Raw genomic sequence first — 17,591 nt, forward strand, 5'->3', positions numbered from 1 at the left:
CTGAAATAAAAAAGCCGCCTATTATCGGACAAACCGGAGCAGGCGACAACAGGATAACTGTAAGGTTATTACGGGTTCACGAAGGTTTTCTTCACACGTGCCGAACGTCGGAAATAGGGCGCGAAGAGTGCGGCCGCCAGGAGCGGGAAGAGCAACTGGCGAACAGCCAATGCATCTGAAACCGGGGAGAAAGCAAAGGCTTTTAGTGCCAACAGAACAGAAATGAGCAGCCAGATAATGTAGTGCTTCGGCACGCTGCGTCTGCGTTTAAAGAACGCGATAGTCAACCACAGCGTGTAGTACCACATAGCGATGGCGAAAACGAAGGAAATAAACCACATCACAATATTGAATGTACTCTGGGACATCAGGTTTTGAAGTGCATGTGGAGTAGCCAGAGCAGTGGTATAAAGCAAAAGCGCCAGCGATGCGCTTAATAATGCAACCAGCAGCCATGCCAGTGGGGCGATTAACCAGCCTCCGATTCTTTCTCCAGGCAATGCGGTCATGATATCTCCCATAAGTCTGCGCGAAAAGTTATACATCAAATTTGCAGGGCGCTGAGTATATAACATTTCGCGCGGATGGCTACTTTCTTATAAAACGTAGCGCCATACAGACTTTGGCACTTCGCCCACATTGAACAATCGTCCCCCGGATACAAGCTCTGCGCGACGATGATCTGCAGCGCGATACATATTGATGATTTCCTGATTATCCGACAGCGTGTAGTTCAGATGGTCAAACAGTTTTTCCAGGCTTTCAAGTGAATTGATCTTGCGGAATTTTAATAAATAGTCCTGAACTGTCATATTAATAAGTTTCCATATAAAAGTGAGTAATACCAGTGAAGGTAATTCGTTCGAATAATAAACGGATTAATAAAGACGTAAACTGCCTACTCAGGTGACGCTAAAAATTAGGAGTTTTCTTTGCTGAAAGACTCAGGCATCAGACGATGCCTGGAAGAGAAGGTTAACCTTGTTCATCACTGCTGGCAATATGTAACTGACACGATATGTCACTCTCAATTGCTGCCCAGAAATTACTTAGGTTGTGCGACAGTGACAGGCTCCGGGGGCTGGTAGTTATCGATATGGCTGGCAACGCCGAGCAAAACGACCGAAACTCCCAGGACAATCCATCCCGCTAATTCAATGATTCGATTAATTATTGACGTCATGATTCGTGTTTGTAATTTGTCCATAAATACAGGTTGCGAATGTTACAGCGCCGCTTCTGTACAGGCAAGTGCTTTGGGAACGGTTTCCATAAATGAAATCAGCAGGTTATATGAATGTAACAAAAACAACTGGCAGAGGATGCTATTTTAAGCCTGATAGCACATTATTAATCTGTTGTGACGGTTTATTGGCTAGTGTGAAATAAGCACATCACAGGATGAGGGCAATACCATGAACGAGAATATCCGTGTCGGACTTATTGGTTATGGCTACGCAAGTAAAACATTTCACGCCCCTCTGATTGCCGGGACGTCAGGAATGGAACTGGCTGCCATTTCGAGCAGTGATGACGAAAAAGTACATAAAGACTGGCCTGGCGTGCCAGTGGCGTCTGAGCCAAAACACCTGTTTAACGATCCCGCTATTGACCTGATTGTCATCCCAACCCCCAACGATACGCATTTCCCACTGGCGAAGGCGGCGCTGGAGGCGGGTAAGCATGTGGTGGTGGATAAACCGTTTACCGTGACGTTGTCACAAGCCCGTGAGCTTGATGCGTTGGCAAAAAGCCTGGGAAGACTGCTGTCGGTATTCCATAACCGTCGCTGGGATAGTGATTTCCTGACGGTAAAAGCGCTTCTCGGTGAGGGGGCGCTTGGAGAAATTGTTTATTTTGAATCCCATTTTGATCGTTTCCGCCCGCAGGTACGTAATCGCTGGCGTGAACAGGCCGGCCCTGGCAGCGGTATCTGGTATGATCTGGCCCCTCATCTGCTCGATCAGGCGGTGAATTTGTTTGGTCTGCCGGTGAGTGTGGCTGTTGATCTGGCACAACTTCGTCCTGGCGCACAGACCACAGATTACTTTCACGCGGTATTAAGTTACCCAGAGCGTCGTATCGTGCTGCATGGAACGATGATGGCGGCGGCAGAAACCGCACGCTATATCATCCATGGAACGCGTGGCAGTTACGTGAAGTTTGGTCTGGACCCTCAAGAGGAGCGTCTGAAAAACGGAGAACGTCTGCCGCAGGAAGACTGGGGGTATGACATGCGGGACGGTGTGCTGACACGCATCGAGAGTGAAGAGCAGGTGCAGGAATCCTGGCTGACGATCCCTGGCAACTATCCCGCCTACTATGCGGCGATTCGCGACGCGCTGAACGGGACAGGAGATAACCCTGTTCCGGCAAGCCAGGCAATACAGATCATGGAATTGATTGAACTGGGGATCGAATCCGCCAAACACCGCGCAACGCTGTGTCTGGCGTAACCTGGAAGAGCGCCGGGTAAGCGTGTTGGCCTCACCCGGCAAAACCACTACCCGCGCGCAACCTTGTCGCGCAGAGTCTGTTTTTCTTCTGGCGTTAAGAAGGCGATTTCCAGGCCGTTAATCTGTGCCTGGCGGATTTGCTCCCGGCTTAAACCTGCCTGAGGTGCGGCGATATTATACTCATGGATAATATCAACCCCCTGAACGGCGGGATCATCGGTATTAAGCGTCGCCAGTACGCCATGTTCCAGGAAGGTTTTCAATGGATGCTGGGCCAGTGTTGGAACAGTACTGGTCTGAATGTTGGAGGTCAGGCAGGACTCAATACCAATACGCTGTTCAACGAGGAAATCCATCAACGCACGGTCTTCTATGGCTTTCACGCCATGGCCAATACGCTCTGCACCCAGTTCACGGATCGCCTGCCAGATACTTTCTGGCCCCGCAGCTTCTCCTGCGTGAACGGTAATATGCCAGCCAGCATCACGTGCACGGTTGAAATGCGAAAGGAACAGGCTGCCAGGGAAACCCAGTTCATCACCGGCAAGATCGACCGCAGTGATCTGATCCTGATGTGCCAGCAACGCTTCCAGTTCCTGCAGGCAGGCCGCTTCGCCAAACGTACGGCTCATAATGCCGATCAGGCGCGCCTGTACACCGAAAGCCTTGCTACCTTCACGCACCCCCTCAATTACCGCTTCAACCACACCAGCGACGGGCAGATTGTGGGTCATCGCCATGTAGCCAGGAGAAAAACGTAACTCGACGTAATGCAGGCCATTACGTGCGGCGTCTTCGATGTTTTCGAATGCTACACGGCGACACGCATCCAGCGAGGCCAGCATTTTTACGCCCCAGTCGAGTTTACTCAGAAAACTGACCAGATCGGGTTCATTCGATGTGACCTGAACGTGAGGAATCAGTGTTTCCAGCGTTTGAGCGGGGAGGGTTAAATTGAACTGGCGGCCAAGATCGAGAATGGTTTGGGCACGAATGTTACCGTCAAGATGACGATGGATATCAGTTAAAGGAAGGCGTGTATCAATCATGGTCGCACTCTTTTCTGGTTAAAGTGCGCCATATTATAAAAACAAAACGAGGGAAAAAGCTATTTGCGCAATGGAATATTCCGTTGCGCAAAATGCTCACTGAAGCGAATGGATCCCGTTGATGAGGCGCTGAACCCCCTGTTCAAGCTTACTGCGCGGGCATCCAGCATTCAGGCGAATGAAGCCATTTCCTTCATTACCATAGGTATATCCCGGCATGATGGCGACTTTTTCCTGCTCAATAAGGATCTTCTGCAGCGCGTGCTCATCAATATTTAACGGACGTAAATCGATCCAGGCGAGGTATGTCGCCTCGGGGGGTTGCCAGTTGAGATTCGGAAAAGCACTGTTCAATTGTTCAGCAATATAATGCAAGTTGTCCTGAAGATAGTGGCGAAGGGCGTCCAGCCATGGCTCACCATCCTGATAGGCTGCAATGTGAGCAACCAGCGCCAGTACCGAGGGAGAGGAGAGTCCATCCCGGCCTTTCAGCGCGCTCAGGTATGCCATACGGCTCTCTTCATCACCAATCAGGCCGTATGCACCAGTCAATGCCGGAATGTTAAAACTCTTGGAGCCAGAGGTGAGCAGCGCCCATTTTCCGCGGGCAACGCTGTTCCATGGAATGTGGCGGTGCTCACCCCAGACCATGTCCATATGAATTTCATCGCTAATGACAGCAACATCATACCGTGCGCACAGTTCAGCCATGACACGAAGTTCTTCCTGCGTCCAGACTTTCCCGGTCGGATTCTGCGGGCTGCACAGCAGCAACACGCTGTTTTCCGGCCGGGCGAGTGCGGCTTCAAGTGCGGCCATATTGCCCTCCCAGCCTGCTGCATTTTTTTTCATGGGGACAGGAACAACGGTGCGTTGATTGCCTTCGATAGCGTTATAAAAGGCATCGTAAGCCGGAGTATGTACGATGATACCGTCCCCGATATCAGACCAGATGCGGATAAGTTCGGAGACCATGTAAATTACCGATGGCCCATAGACAATCGTGTTTGTATCAACGGGAGTGTTGAAACGCTGCCTGAACCAGTGATCAACGGCGACCAGAAACTCATCGTTCTTCCAGCGGCTATAACCAAATACCCCGTGGTCAAGACGATGGCGCAGGGCGTCGATAATACAAGGCGCTGTGGCAAAATCCATATCAGAAATAGTGAAGGGCAGCAGATCGTTAGCACCAAAGCGGTCAGCCACATAATCCCACTGAGTGCACCAGGTGCCGTGGCGATCCACGACAGTAGAAAAATCGAACATGATGCGGGTCCTTAACATGAAGACCCCCTCGTGAAGAGGGGGAAAGAGGTCAGGCTTCGACTGTACGCATCAGGGTAGCCAGTTCATCTTTGACTGACTGCACCTGCGGGCCGATGACAACCTGCAAATTATGCTGATTGAGTTGTACCACGCCGATAGCCCGATTCGCTTTCAACGCGTTGGTATCCACTTTGGACATATCATTCACCGACAGACGTAAGCGAGTGATGCAGTTATCCAGAGAGGTAATGTTATCCGCACCTCCCAGCGCCGCCAGAATAGCAGGCGTGTTATAGCCGGATTTACCCACCGTACCTGCCACGGCTTGTTCAACGCTGCTGGCGGTATCGGCATCGCGTCCAGGGGTTTTCAGATTAAATCGGGTGATGGCGAAGCGGAAAATGGCGTAGTAGACCGCAAACCAGATTGCGGCCACAACCGGAACCAGATACCACTTTGTCGACAAGCCGTGCAGAATACCGAACACCACAAAGTCAATCACGTTGCCGTCAGTGTTACCAATGGTTACGCCCAGTATGGCCATGGTGGTAAAGCCCAGACCGGTCAACACGGCGTGGATAAGGTACAGCACCGGAGCGACAAACAGGAACAGGAATTCGATGGGTTCGGTTGTACCACCCACGACGCAGGCAATGACACCGGAAATCAGCAGGCCTTTAATTTTATGACGATTTTCAGGGCGAGCACAGTGATACATCGCCAGTGCCGCACCTGGCAGTCCACCCAGGAATGCCGGCATTTTGCCCTGTGACAGGAAGCGGGTTGCGCTTTCGGAGAAGCCGTGAGTCGTCGGGCAACTCAGTTGCGCCTGGAAAATGGTCAGCGCGCCACTCACGTCATGGCCACAAACCTCCATTGTGCCACCGGCTTCCGTAAAGCGAATCAGCGCCACCAGAATGTGTTGCAGACCGAATGGCAGCAGCAGACGTTCACCGGTTCCAAAAATCATTGGACCAAAATCGCCAGCACCATTAATGATGCGACCAATGCCATTAATACCGAGCGCGAACACGGGCCAAATCAGCGGAATAATCAAGCCAAATAGCCCCATCACAACCAGCGTGACGATGGGGACGAAGCGCGTGCCGCCGAAGAATGCCAGTGCATCAGGCAGGCGAATGTTGTGGAAACGTTCGTGCAGCATCCAGATGATGACACCTGCGATCACTGCGCCGAGGATCCCGGTATCGATAGACTGGATCCCGATAACGCTCTGAATGTTGTTCGCTTTTAGTACAGCTGTGTCAGTGGTCGGCAGAATGCCTTTTGCCGTCAACCAAAAGTTAACCGCCAGGTTCATCACTGCGTAACCAACAAAACCGGCAAACGCCGCCACGCCTTTATTCTCGCGCGCCAGACCGAGAGGGATCGCAATACAGAACATGACTGGCAGGAAGCTAAATGCAAAAGAGCCGACCTTACTCATCCAGATAAAGATCGCCTGCAGTACGGGGTTACCGAGGAAGGGAATCAGTGTGATGACGTCATTACTGCTCAGCGAACTGCCGATCCCCAGCATGATCCCACAGAAAGAGAGAAGTGCCACGGGCAGCATAAAGGTCTTACCCAGTTGCTGGAAAAACTCCCACAGCGATATTTTTTGTGCTGTTTTCGTCGTCATCAAACGACTCCTTTATTGTTAAAATAGATTTACCTGCTTTGATGCTGCGAGAAGATAAAACGTTTTATCAAAGTTTAGTGCGCGCTAAATCACATTCTCAGGCTTTCACAGGTAGTATAAAGATAACGTATTGATAAAACGTTTTACCGATCTCATTATCAGGAGTCACGCCAACACATGGCTGTAGCGAAAAAAATCACTATTAACGATGTCGCATTGGCTGCGGGCGTCTCTGTCAGTACCGTGTCGCTGGTGTTAAGCGGAAAAGGGCGGATATCGTCGGCCACGGGCCAGCGGGTCAACGAGGCTGTTGAGCAGTTGGGTTTTGTGCGCAATCGGCAGGCATCGGCGCTACGTGGTGGACAAAGTGGCGTGATTGGTTTGATCGTGCGCGATCTTACCTCCCCGTTTTATGCAGAGTTGACCGCCGGATTAACCGAGGCACTTGAAGCCCAGGGACGAATGGTTTTTTTGCTGCATGGCGGCCGTGAGGCCGATCAGTTACTTCAGCGCCTGGACATGCTGCTTTTGCAGGGGGTTGATGGCGTAGTGATTGCCGGAGCTTCTGGTCTGGGAAACGAACTCTGTGAACGTGCCGCCGAAAAAGGCGTACCGTTAGTGTTTGCTTCACGCGCCAGCTATCTGGATGAGGCCGATACTTTGAGGCCCGATAACATGCAGGCTGCACAAATGCTGACTGAACATCTGATCCGTCGTGGTCATCAGCGCATAGCCTGGCTGGGGGGGAAAAGTTCATCGTTGACCCGTGCGGAGCGAGTGGGGGGCTATTGCGCCACATTGATTAAATACGGCTTACCGTTCCACAGTGAATGGGTGGTGGAGTGTGAATCCAGCCAGAAAAAAGCCGCGGAGGCAATCAGCACGCTGCTGCGCAGCAGCCCAACGATCAGTGCCGTGATTTGCTATAACGACGTCATTGCGATGGGAGCATGGTTTGGTTTAATTCGTGCCGGGCGTCAAAGCGGTGAGGGCGGCGTTGAAACCTTTTTCGACCATCAGGTAGCTCTGGGGGCATTTGCGGATGTGGGTGAAAACGCGCTGGACGATCTGCCGATCGTCTGGGCAACAACACCCGCCCGTGAAATGGGCTATACGCTGGCGGACAGGGTGATGCAGCGGATCGAGAAAGCGGATGTGCAGTCCGGACATCAGATCGTGGCGGCACGGTTAGTCACAGTCAAATAAACATCTCAACCCATCATCCGGCGGTGTTGTGTTTATCCCAGCGCCCCTCCACGGGTGAAGCATAGCCACCATCCGTGGTAAAAGGGTGATCCTGATCAAACGTTAACCTGCTGGAACGAGGCATATTCCGTGCTTCAATTTTTCATTAGGTTCACCCATGCGAGCAATCACGACGCTGTTGGCGTTAACACTTATCCCTTTTATTTCCTGCGCTTCCCGCGATATCGACGTGGGTTTTTCTCCTGAAGGTGGCGCGCAGTCACTGGTGCTGAAAACGATCAACAACGCGAAGAAGTCGATTCGGATGATGGCATTCTCTTTCAGCGCACCGGATGTGATGAAGGCACTGGTGGACGCTCAACAGCGTGGAGTTGATGTCCGGGTCGTGATCGATGAAGAGGGAAATACCCGCGCCAAAAGCTTGTCAGCAATGCGCTATATCACCCAACATGGGGTCAGGTTGCGCACCGATAATCACTACCGCATTCAGCATGACAAAGTGATCATTGTCGATGACGATACGGTCGAAACCGGCTCGTTTAATTTTGCAAAATCATCTGAGTACCTGAACTCAGAAAATGTGATTGTCATCCATCGAGCGCCAGAACTGGCGAAACACTATCTGGCCCACTGGGAAAATCGCTGGCAGCAGGGCGTTGATTTTTCTCAGTAATAAAAAAGCCCCTCGATGAGGGGCTTAAGTCTTAAGTCGGTTACTGTTGCGGTGCAGCCGGTTCGGCAGGTTCCGGCATTCCTAAAGCAGGCATACCAAACATCCCAACAAAGTCTTCCAGCGGCATTTTCTGTCCGTTCAGAGTGACCTGTCCATTGGCATATTGCAGGCTAGCACCCATCGTGTTGTCTTCGAGCGTGGTAATGCGGAACATCTGACCCATTGCCGCCAGGCCTTTCACCTGTTGACTGGCCAGTTTGCCGGCATCTTCTTCACCGTAACCTTCAAGTTTGGCGACCTGAGTCATAAACTCGGTGGCCATGTCCATTGGGATCGTCAGTTTACTGTCGAGAGATTTCACGCTGCGATCCACTTCCTGCGCCAGCGTTTGTGCTTCACCCGTAGAAGTTGACGGATCTGTCAGGAACAAGGACAAGTTGAAGCTGGTTTCGCCTTTGCTGTTTTTCCAGCTCAACGGTGCAATCGTAATGACCGGTTCACCTTTCAGCAAAATCGGCAGGTTATCAAACAGCACGGCCATCACCTGCTGCTGGTACACCTCGGGATTTTGTTTCAGGGCGGCATCTGTCAGCAGAGCCTGACTTTCTTTAGTGTATTTCTGGCTAAACTGATGCCATGCCTGACCGTCAATGTTGCCAATTTTAAGGGACAACTTGCCCGTACCCAGATCCTGATTCTGTACTTTCAGACTTTTCAGTGTGTAGTCCAGTTGGGTATTGATGTTTTTACCGTCTTTCGAGACATCAGACTTCCCGTCCAGATCCATCCCTTCCAGTACGGCCATCTCTTTGCCTTCGACGGCGATCGCGAGTTTATCGAGGGTGATTTTTTGATCCCCGATGCGCTCATCAAAACGGGTCATGCGGCTGTTGCCGTTGGCCTTCAGGTTATTGAAAGTAAGCTGAACTTTTTGATTGTATTCATTTACTGCATTGACCAGCCCGCTTTGTGCTTCACCGGTCAGGCTGAATACATTGCCGTCACGATCGGCATCAAGCTGGAAGTTCCCCCCGCTAAAGGCGACTTTCTCTTCACCGTTTTCATAATTCAGCGCTTTCAGGGCAATATCGGAACGGGTATCACCGGCATAGCTGATACGGGTATTGATCTCAAATGGTGATGTATTTTTTGCCAGATCGAAAAGTGGCTTAGTGACGTCATTATTGACCAATACAGTGTTAACCGATGCCATCGACGGCACAAGATTAAACGATTTCAGTTGTGCCAACGGGAAGGGACCGTGGCTAACCACTTCGTCCAGCACCACGCTTTGCCCTGATTTCAGCCACGGATTTGCGCTTCCGGCAACCGGTTTGACCACCAGTTGCATATGGCTGGTGAACACACCACGTTGATAATTCTGGTAGCCCAGTTCGATACCCGCTTCGGGCGCAGTACGTTTGAGTTCACTGTTGGCCTGCGCCACCATTTCTGCCAGACGGCCTTCCAGTTGTTTCCCGGTAAACCAGGAGGCTCCTGTCCAGACCACGCCTAATGCAACAATAACGCCTGCAGCTATAACCGTTTTTTTCATCGTGATTATCCATAAAATGAAACCAGGCGGTAAAAACCGCCTGGTATGTAATAAGGCTCTGACTAGCTTAGCAAGAGTTGTTAAAAACTTCAGTAAGTTGCTACAACTTATTGAAAACGCGTGCCAGGCGACCCGTTCCACTCACGGTGATCGGCGACTCATTCGCCGCAATAAATGCCGATTCACCCGGTTTTAGCACCAGACGCTGATCGTCTTTGTTCAGCGTTGCTTCGCCCTCAACGCAGAACAGGATTGCGGCGCTATCCTGTGCGACAGGGGTTTCTGTGCGGTTCAGGTCATGGAGTGAAAACGCAAAATCGTCTACCGGGATAGGGAAGTCTAGCTCCGGGCCTTTCTTAACCGGTTGCGTCAGCAGTTCTGCGGCCGGTTTAGCCACAAACTTCACGTTGGCAACCAGCTCCGGGATATCAATGTATTTCGGCGTTAAGCCAGCGCGCAGTACGTTATCTGAATTCGCCATCACCTCAAGCGCGACACCCTGTAGATAGGCGTGCGGTGTTTCGGCAAACAGGAACATGGCTTCGCCGGGGTTCAGTTTCACTACGTTCAACAGCAGTGGGGAGAACAGGCCGCTGTCGTCCGGGTAAAACTCAGCGATCACACGAATGGTCTGCCACGGTTCACCTTGCTGGCTGTTTAGCGCCGCTTTTAGTACCGCCAGAGCATGTGATTTTTCGTCACCCTGCATATTTAACAGGCTGGCAAAGAGCTGGCTTAAACCTGCGGAATCAGGATTTTCGAGGAAGTGGGCGATGGCTTTGTTGGCTCCGGCAACAGGCTGCAGCAGAGAAACAATTTCGGAGAATTCGCGGAACGCGTTCATTGCCAGGAAGGGGGTCAGGGCAAAGACCAACTCGGGTTTATGGTTAGGATCTTTGTAATTACGCTCAGCCGCATCCAAAGGAATGCCTGCGGCGTTCTCTTTTGCAAAGCCGAGTTCAGAGGCTTTTTTGTTCGGATGAACCTGAATGGAAAGCGGTTGGTCTGCACACAGCACCTTAAACAGGAACGGCAACTCACCAAAGCGGTTAGCAACCTTGTCGCTCAGTAGCGTCGCTTTGTCGGCCTCAATCACGTCGCGCAGGCTGCGTACCTGACCGCTGGCGTCCTCAATTTTTGAGCTGCTCTTCGGGTGTGCCCCCATCCACAATTCTGCCATCGGCAGGTTGTCTGGGTTCGCGATACCGTAGAGATCCGTTAACGCAGTTTTACTTCCCCAGGCGTAGTTTTGCACTGAGTTGATGAGTTTTTGCATTATCAAGCCCTGATTCAAATGTGGAATTAACTCCAGGTATTAAAGCAATAAACCGCGCGGAAGTAACCAGCGCATGTAAAAAGTCGTACTAGTCTCAGTTTTTGTTAAAAAATTGTGTAGGATAAGCTAACTCGCTTTTAAGCAGGGCAAACGGAAGATCTGCCTGAATCATAATCAGCAATGTCGTAAGTGAGAGCACAATGTCGAACAAACCCTTTCATTACCAGGATCCTTTCCCTCTTGCAAAGGATCAGACCGAGTATTACCTGTTAACCCGTGATCATGTTTCTGTCGCTGAGTTCGAAGGACAAGAGATCCTCAAGGTGGACCCGCAGGCGCTGACTTTACTGGCTCAGCATGCGTTTCACGATGCCTCTTTTATGCTGCGTCCCGCGCATCAGCAACAGGTGGCAGATATCCTGAGTGACCCACAGGCCAGTGAAAACGATAAATATGTCGCCCTGCAGTTCCTGCGAAACTCGGATATCGCGGCGAAAGGCATTCTCCCAACCTGCCAGGATACCGGAACAGCCATCATCACCGGCAAAAAAGGCCAGCGTGTCTGGACGGGCGGTGGTGACGAAGCCGCTCTGGCACACGGCGTGTATAACACCTATATCGAAGATAACCTGCGTTACTCGCAAAATGCGGCGCTGGATATGTACAAAGAGGTGAATACGGGAACTAACCTGCCGGCGCAAATTGATCTCTATAGCGTCGATGGTGACGAGTACAAATTCCTCTGTATTGCCAAAGGCGGTGGTTCAGCCAACAAAACCTATCTCTACCAGGAAACCAAAGCCCTGCTTACGCCAGGTAAGTTGAAAAATTATCTGGTAGAGAAGATGCGTACGCTCGGTACGGCGGCGTGCCCGCCTTACCACATCGCCTTTGTGATCGGCGGGACATCAGCGGAAAGTACGCTGAAAACCGTCAAACTGGCATCTACCAAATACTATGATGGTCTGCCAACCGAAGGGAATGAGCATGGTCAGGCATTCCGCGATGTTCAGCTTGAGCAGGAACTGTTGCAGGAAGCCCAGAATCTGGGTCTGGGTGCGCAGTTTGGCGGCAAGTATTTTGCACACGATATTCGCGTCATTCGTTTGCCGCGCCACGGCGCATCGTGCCCGGTCGGGATGGGCGTATCTTGTTCTGCGGATCGCAATATCAAGGCGAAAATCAACCGCGACGGTGTCTGGATCGAGAAACTGGAAAACAACCCAGGCAAATACATCCCAGAAGCACTGCGTAAAGCGGGTGAGGGCGAAGCTGTTCACGTCGATCTGAACCGTCCAATGAGCGATATTCTGGCGCAGCTTTCTCAGTATCCGGTATCAACGCGTTTGTCCCTGAATGGAACTATTATCGTCGGGCGTGATATCGCTCATGCGAAGCTGAAAGAGCGTCTGGATAACGGCGAAGGTCTGCCTCAGTACATCAAAGATCACCCGATCTACTATGCCGGCCCGGCGAAAACGCCTGAAGGCTACGCTTCTGGTTCGTTAGGCCCAACCACAGCTGGCCGTATGGACTCGTATGTTGATCAACTGCAGGCCAACGGCGGCAGTATGATCATGCTGGCAAAAGGTAACCGCAGCCAGCAGGTAACAGACGCGTGTCATAAGCATGGTGGTTTCTATCTGGGCAGTATTGGCGGCCCGGCAGCCGTACTGGCACAGGGCAGTATCAAGAGCCTGGAATGTGTGGAATATCCAGAACTTGGGATGGAAGCCATCTGGAAAATTGAAGTGGAAGATTTCCCGGCGTTTATCCTGGTGGATGACAAAGGTAATGACTTCTTCAAACAGATCCAGTCGTCCCAATGTTCTGCCTGCGTGAAGTAAGATAAAAAGCCGGGCAAGCGTCAGTGCTGCCCGGCACGATAAAGAGCGCACAAAGCGCCATACCGTTTTTTTGAAGCAATCAATACTTATCTCTTAAGCAGGTGAGCAATGTTCCCAACTTCATTGTTATCAAGGAGAAAGTAATGACCACGTCACGTCGCGAGAAAGACTCAATGGGTGCAATCGATGTCCCGGCTGATAAGCTATGGGGCGCACAAACCCAACGCTCACTGGAGCATTTTCGGATCTCAACCGAGAAAATGCCCGTCTCGCTGATCCACGCGCTGGCACTGACCAAACGTGCGGCCGCTAAAGTTAACCAGGACCTGGGACTGCTTGCCGCTGAAAAAGCGACGGCCATTATCAATGCTGCTGATGAGGTCCTGGTGGGCAAGCATCCTGACGAGTTCCCTCTAGCTATCTGGCAAACGGGTTCCGGCACACAGAGCAATATGAACATGAACGAAGTGCTGGCAAACCGCGCAAGCGAACTGCTGGGCGGCGTACGTGGCATGGAGCGTAAAATTCATCCCAATGACGATGTGAACAAAAGCCAGAGCTCGAACGATGTTTTCCCGACGGCGATGCATGTCGCCGCGATCATTGCCCTGCGTGAACACCTTCTCCCTCAACTGGACGTGCTGAAAAAGACCCTGAATGAAAAAGCGTTAGCCTTCAGCGATATCGTGAAAATTGGCCGAACCCACTTGCAGGATGCCACGCCGCTGACTCTGGGCCAGGAGATTTCTGGCTGGGTTGCCATGCTTGAACACAACCTTAAGCATATCGATCACAGCCTGCCGCATCTGGCTGAGCTGGCGCTGGGGGGAACGGCGGTGGGGACAGGGCTGAACACCCATCCTGAATACGCTGCACGTGTTGCAAAAGAGTTAGCGGCGATCACCGGACAACCGTTTGTCACAGCGCCCAATAAATTTGAAGCCCTTGCCACCTGCGATGCACTTGTTCATGCACATGGTGCGCTGAAAGGGCTGGCTGCATCGCTGATGAAAATTGCCAACGATGTCCGCTGGCTGGCTTCCGGTCCGCGTTGTGGTATTGGTGAGATCAGCATTCCGGAGAACGAACCAGGCAGTTCGATCATGCCGGGAAAAGTGAACCCGACACAGTGTGAAGCCATGACCATGCTTTGCTGTCAGGTGATGGGTAACGATGTGGCCGTGAACATGGGCGGGGCGTCCGGTAACTTTGAACTGAATGTTTATCGCCCAATGGTGATCCATAATTTCCTGCAGTCGGTGCGTTTGCTGGCGGATGGCATGGAAAGCTTTAACGAACATTGCGCGGTGGGGATCGAACCGAATCGCGAGCGCATCAACCAGTTGCTCAACGAATCGCTCATGCTGGTGACCGCGCTCAATACCCACATCGGCTACGATAAAGCGGCAGAAATCGCCAAGAAAGCACACAAAGAGGGGCTGACGCTAAAAGCCGCCGCCCTGGCGCTGGGCTACCTGACTGACGCTGAGTTTGACAGCTGGGTTCGTCCTGAAGCGATGGTAGGTAGCCAGAAGTAATTATTCCGCCACATACAGGTGCAGCCGCGGGATGATTAATTGCAGCGGCTGTGCCTGCGGTTTATAACGATGCTGAATGTTTTTGGCATCGTAATTCAGCAGCTCGCCAATATCCGGGATCACTGCGCCCTGATCGGCATCATAAAGTGCAATTAAGGGGGTGGGACAGGCGTGCTGAACCTGTTTTTGCTGTCCGGAATACCAGACCCGCGCGATGGGCTGTACCTTTACAGGTCGTTTTATCTTGAGCCGCGCTTCTGAAGGCAGTGACGCAATACTGTGATACTCCTGTTCCAGACGTTCAATCCACTGCTCGCGCGACCAGGGGGCAACAGTGCGCGGCGCTTTCAGGCTTTTTTCCAGCATCGACAGGATCTCATCGCGGGTGAAGTTCTTGATAATGTGCTTATTCGCCCAGCCAAACCGTAATGTGGCCGGGTGACGAAGTACCGTCAACGAACGATAGGCATTCAGGGTGATAAGCCCTGGCAAATGACGATGAACCCACTCGAAACGTGCCGCCGGGGCTAATCCTGACTCTTCCGTAACGATTTTTTCGAACGCGGCTTTTAACGCGTTGATGTGGGCGATTTGCACTTCCAGCACTTCCCGCTCGGAGGTTTCTGTTTGCAGGCAGATCACGCCGGGCAGGCGAACGGCTGCTTTACTGCTGCGATTTTCTGACTGCTGCTGAATAAACAGGTGACGATAATGTTGTATCGTGAGCGCCAGAGCCGTACTGCCGATGTGTTGTTTGACCTCAATGCGTTCCAGTGGATCGTGTTCTGCGCCTTTCACCACATCTGGCAGAGTGAATACGCGAGCGGCCAGTAAACGGCATGATTGCAAACGCCCGGTCAGTGAGAGCAGTTCATGCTCAATGTGCCGCAACGTGGTATTCAGTCTTTCGATCAGATCGTAAGTCGCCATGACAACCCTTAATTAGTTACAACATACTTACCATATAACACAGCACGCCGGGTCAGGCCAGCGCGCGGTTAAGGTCAGGCAGTAACGGGAAGAGGGATATTGTGATACACCGGCCAGCTAAAACAGAAACGCGCGCCGCCGAGAGTGCTCTCTTCGCAGCGAACCGTCCCCCCCATTGCCTGCGCAATGGAATAGACGATCGCCAGCCCCAGGCCACAACCTCCAGTGGCACGATCGCGGCTGGGATCGAGACGAACAAATGGTTCGAACACTTTTTCTCGCTCGTCCGGCGCAATGCCTGGGCCATCATCTTCGACGGACAAACGGGCCTGATTCCCCTCTAGCTGCAAGCCAATTCGTAACGTGGTTTGGCTATAGCGCATGGCGTTATTCACCAGATTATCCAGGACGCGCTCCATCAGGCGCATATCGAGTGCACCATAATCACCGGAGGTCACGGTTTCGAGCAGTAGCGTACGCTGAGGATTAACACTTTGCACATCGTCAATATGGTTTTTCAGCCAGACGGGGAGATTTGGTGTACTGAGATTCAGCTCGTTTTGTGGGCGATCAAGCCGCGCGTAGGTCAGTAATTCCTCAATCAATCCTTCGAGCTGGCCGATGTCCCGGTTCAGCGCCAGAGACTCTGCCTCGGTCAAGTTATCACTCATCTCCAGGCGATAGCGCAGACGTACCAGCGGTGTACGTAGTTCATGTGCAATACCGTCGATCAACTGCTTTTTACTGGCAATCAGCGCATTGATGTTATCGGCCATCTGGTTAAACGTCACACCTAACCGCTCGAAGCTCGAACCACTGTCAAAGTGGATACGCTCGGTAAGATGACCTTCACCAAAACGTTGTGCAGCTGCTTCAAGTCGCAGCATGTCCTGCCAGTGCGGTCGCATCCAGATAAAGACCGGAAAGGCCAGTGAAATGGCGATAAATGCCAGGAGCGCCATATCCAGCAGCCGCATCTGGTGCAGATAATACAGATAGGGGACGGGTCCCACGGCGAGAACATAGTGGCTTCGGGGAATGCGCTGAATAAACGTGTATTTTTCATCCAGTGCGACAATGTCACCGTCTCGCAAGCGCTGCATGGCGGGCGCATCGAGATCGAAATCTTTCATCGATTCAATACGCAGATTGAATGAGAGATTCAGATCCAGCTCTTTCAGTGTGCGGGCCCAGTCGTGTGGCGGAATTTCACGTAACTCACTGCGCATCAGGTACAGCGAGCTTTTCATCAAATCATCCAGCGATTGCCGACCCGCACGCTCGGCGGTGAACTTGTAGACCAGCCCGACCAGCATGGTCATCACCAGGAAGCAGACAAACAGCAGGAGATAAAACTGCACGAACAGCTTTTTCATGAACGTATCCGGATGACGAGGTGATCAAGTTTCCCAGGCGTGCGGGGCAAAAAGATAGCCTTTGTTACGTACCGTTTTAATGCGATACGGCTCAGTGGCATTATCCAGTAATTTCTTGCGCAGCCGAGAAATGGCGACATCAACACTGCGATCCATACCATCGTAGCTGACACCGCGTAAATTTTTGAGTAATGCATCCCTGTCCATGATTTGTCCGGCATGTGTTGCCAGTTCCCATAGCAGGTCAAAATCCGCCGTGGAAAGCGCGATCAGCTCACCTGACAGCAACACCTGGCGATTAACAGGATCGATTGATAACGTACCAAAACGCATAGCTTTATGCGGTGTAAGCGAAGGTGCTGAGGGTTCCCTGTCAACGGTGGCGTGCTGGCGCAAATGCAGACGCAAACGAGCGAGCAATACGGCAGGAGGGGTCGTTTTAAGGATGTAGTCGTTAGCGCCCATCTCCAGCGACAAGATGTGGTTCATGTCACTGTCCAGAGAGGTAAGAAGAACAATCGGGCCATCCCACTGGGCACGCAGGTCACGGCACAAGGTCATTCCGTCTTTACCGGGTAGCATGATATCCAGCAGCACCAGATCCGGCTTCTCACGCGCCACGACTTCCTCACCGCGATCGCCGCGAGGCTCGACTATGACGTCCATATCATGTTTACCCAAATAGGCGGCAATCAGTTGCCCGACTTCGGGTTCATCCTCTACATAAACGATCTTATTCATACAGCGTCTGTTATCGCGAAAAAAGCCAACATA

At 51.9% G+C, this 17,591-nt stretch carries 16 protein-coding genes; 5 read left to right on the plus strand and 11 right to left on the minus strand.

Translation table 11 applies throughout. The annotated features are described in order from the left end of the window. Window positions 1-68: 68 nt before the first annotated feature. The 3 genes from HV346_RS09945 to blr all read right to left on the minus strand — a co-directional run bounded on the left by HV346_RS09945 (window position 69) and on the right by blr (window position 1,171). Complete coding sequence (locus tag HV346_RS09945) at window positions 69-509, minus strand: DUF2569 domain-containing protein (RefSeq protein WP_181623320.1); 441 nt, start codon at window positions 507-509, stop codon at window positions 69-71. Between the two features lie 87 nt (window positions 510-596). Continuing rightward, complete coding sequence (ydgT, locus tag HV346_RS09950) at window positions 597-812, minus strand: transcription modulator YdgT (RefSeq protein WP_006174966.1); 216 nt, start codon at window positions 810-812, stop codon at window positions 597-599. A 233-nt stretch (window positions 813-1,045) separates the two neighbouring features. Next, a complete protein-coding gene (blr, locus tag HV346_RS09955) occupies window positions 1,046-1,171 on the minus strand; it encodes a division septum protein Blr (protein WP_168162139.1) in 126 nt (41 codons plus the stop codon). Window positions 1,172-1,415: 244 nt separating this feature from the next. On the opposite strand from blr, the gene HV346_RS09960 reads away from it, so the two are divergent. Then, window positions 1,416-2,456, plus strand: a complete 1,041-nt coding sequence (locus HV346_RS09960) for an oxidoreductase (RefSeq protein ID WP_181623321.1) — start codon at window positions 1,416-1,418, stop codon at window positions 2,454-2,456. Between the two features lie 47 nt (window positions 2,457-2,503). Here HV346_RS09960 and add read toward each other — a convergent pair whose 3' ends face one another. The 3 genes from add to malX all read right to left on the minus strand — a co-directional run bounded on the left by add (window position 2,504) and on the right by malX (window position 6,416). Beyond that, window positions 2,504-3,505, minus strand: coding sequence for an adenosine deaminase (add, locus tag HV346_RS09965; protein WP_181623322.1), 1,002 nt, complete (start codon window positions 3,503-3,505; stop codon window positions 2,504-2,506). Window positions 3,506-3,601: 96 nt separating this feature from the next. Then, window positions 3,602-4,774: a MalY/PatB family protein gene (locus tag HV346_RS09970; protein ID WP_181623743.1), complete on the minus strand. Its 1,173-nt coding sequence runs from the start codon at window positions 4,772-4,774 to the stop codon at window positions 3,602-3,604. 49 nt (window positions 4,775-4,823) lie between these two features. Further along, window positions 4,824-6,416, minus strand: coding sequence for a maltose/glucose-specific PTS transporter subunit IIBC (gene malX, locus HV346_RS09975; protein ID WP_181623323.1), 1,593 nt, complete (start codon window positions 6,414-6,416; stop codon window positions 4,824-4,826). 177 nt (window positions 6,417-6,593) lie between these two features. Here malX and HV346_RS09980 point away from each other — a divergent pair, with 177 nt between their 5' ends. Beyond that, window positions 6,594-7,622: a Mal regulon transcriptional regulator MalI gene (locus tag HV346_RS09980; RefSeq protein WP_181623324.1), complete on the plus strand. Its 1,029-nt coding sequence runs from the start codon at window positions 6,594-6,596 to the stop codon at window positions 7,620-7,622. A gap of 157 nt (window positions 7,623-7,779) precedes the next feature. After that, complete coding sequence (locus HV346_RS09985; RefSeq protein ID WP_181623325.1) at window positions 7,780-8,295, plus strand: phospholipase D family protein; 516 nt, start codon at window positions 7,780-7,782, stop codon at window positions 8,293-8,295. 40 nt (window positions 8,296-8,335) lie between these two features. Here the strand turns inward: HV346_RS09985 and HV346_RS09990 are convergent, their stop codons facing one another. Together HV346_RS09990 and manA are read right to left on the minus strand one after the other, a co-directional pair. Continuing rightward, window positions 8,336-9,850 (minus strand): YdgA family protein, encoded by a 1,515-nt coding sequence (locus HV346_RS09990; RefSeq protein ID WP_181623326.1) that lies wholly within the window; start codon window positions 9,848-9,850, stop codon window positions 8,336-8,338. A gap of 100 nt (window positions 9,851-9,950) precedes the next feature. Continuing rightward, a complete protein-coding gene (gene manA, locus HV346_RS09995; protein WP_181623327.1) occupies window positions 9,951-11,126 on the minus strand; it encodes a mannose-6-phosphate isomerase in 1,176 nt (391 codons plus the stop codon). Between the two features lie 200 nt (window positions 11,127-11,326). On the opposite strand from manA, the gene fumA reads away from it, so the two are divergent. Together fumA and fumC are read left to right on the plus strand one after the other, a co-directional pair. Then, window positions 11,327-12,973, plus strand: a complete 1,647-nt coding sequence (gene fumA / locus HV346_RS10000) for a class I fumarate hydratase FumA (protein ID WP_181623328.1) — start codon at window positions 11,327-11,329, stop codon at window positions 12,971-12,973. A 143-nt stretch (window positions 12,974-13,116) separates the two neighbouring features. After that, window positions 13,117-14,511 (plus strand): class II fumarate hydratase, encoded by a 1,395-nt coding sequence (fumC, locus tag HV346_RS10005; RefSeq protein WP_181623329.1) that lies wholly within the window; start codon window positions 13,117-13,119, stop codon window positions 14,509-14,511. Here fumC and tus read toward each other — a convergent pair whose 3' ends face one another. The 3 genes from tus to rstA form a co-directional block, all read right to left on the minus strand. Then, a complete protein-coding gene (gene tus, locus HV346_RS10010; protein WP_181623330.1) occupies window positions 14,512-15,441 on the minus strand; it encodes a DNA replication terminus site-binding protein in 930 nt (309 codons plus the stop codon). 74 nt (window positions 15,442-15,515) lie between these two features. After that, the gene (gene rstB, locus HV346_RS10015; protein WP_181623331.1) at window positions 15,516-16,817 is read right to left on the minus strand and encodes a two-component system sensor histidine kinase RstB; all 1,302 of its coding nucleotides are present in this window, start codon (window positions 16,815-16,817) and stop codon (window positions 15,516-15,518) included. A gap of 24 nt (window positions 16,818-16,841) precedes the next feature. Beyond that, entirely contained in the window at window positions 16,842-17,558 is a 717-nt protein-coding gene (gene rstA, locus HV346_RS10020) for a two-component system response regulator RstA (protein WP_181623332.1), read from the minus strand. Window positions 17,559-17,591 lie beyond the last annotated feature (33 nt).

The organism is Enterobacter sp. RHBSTW-00994 (assembly GCF_013782625.1).
In the GTDB taxonomy this organism is placed as follows: domain Bacteria; phylum Pseudomonadota; class Gammaproteobacteria; order Enterobacterales; family Enterobacteriaceae; genus Enterobacter.

Coding starts and splice junctions, on each gene's coding strand:
- HV346_RS09945 (WP_181623320.1), bottom strand. CDS start 509: ATGACCGCATTGCCTGGAGAAAGAATCGGAGGCTGGTTAATCGCCCCA.
- ydgT (WP_006174966.1), bottom strand. CDS start 812: ATGACAGTTCAGGACTATTTATTAAAATTCCGCAAGATCAATTCACTT.
- HV346_RS09960 (WP_181623321.1), top strand. CDS start 1,416: ATGAACGAGAATATCCGTGTCGGACTTATTGGTTATGGCTACGCAAGT.
- add (WP_181623322.1), bottom strand. CDS start 3,505: ATGATTGATACACGCCTTCCTTTAACTGATATCCATCGTCATCTTGAC.
- HV346_RS09970 (WP_181623743.1), bottom strand. CDS start 4,774: ATGTTCGATTTTTCTACTGTCGTGGATCGCCACGGCACCTGGTGCACT.
- malX (WP_181623323.1), bottom strand. CDS start 6,416: ATGACGACGAAAACAGCACAAAAAATATCGCTGTGGGAGTTTTTCCAG.
- HV346_RS09980 (WP_181623324.1), top strand. CDS start 6,594: ATGGCTGTAGCGAAAAAAATCACTATTAACGATGTCGCATTGGCTGCG.
- HV346_RS09985 (WP_181623325.1), top strand. CDS start 7,780: ATGCGAGCAATCACGACGCTGTTGGCGTTAACACTTATCCCTTTTATT.
- HV346_RS09990 (WP_181623326.1), bottom strand. CDS start 9,850: ATGAAAAAAACGGTTATAGCTGCAGGCGTTATTGTTGCATTAGGCGTG.
- manA (WP_181623327.1), bottom strand. CDS start 11,126: ATGCAAAAACTCATCAACTCAGTGCAAAACTACGCCTGGGGAAGTAAA.
- fumA (WP_181623328.1), top strand. CDS start 11,327: ATGTCGAACAAACCCTTTCATTACCAGGATCCTTTCCCTCTTGCAAAG.
- fumC (WP_181623329.1), top strand. CDS start 13,117: ATGACCACGTCACGTCGCGAGAAAGACTCAATGGGTGCAATCGATGTC.
- tus (WP_181623330.1), bottom strand. CDS start 15,441: ATGGCGACTTACGATCTGATCGAAAGACTGAATACCACGTTGCGGCAC.
- rstB (WP_181623331.1), bottom strand. CDS start 16,817: ATGAAAAAGCTGTTCGTGCAGTTTTATCTCCTGCTGTTTGTCTGCTTC.
- rstA (WP_181623332.1), bottom strand. CDS start 17,558: ATGAATAAGATCGTTTATGTAGAGGATGAACCCGAAGTCGGGCAACTG.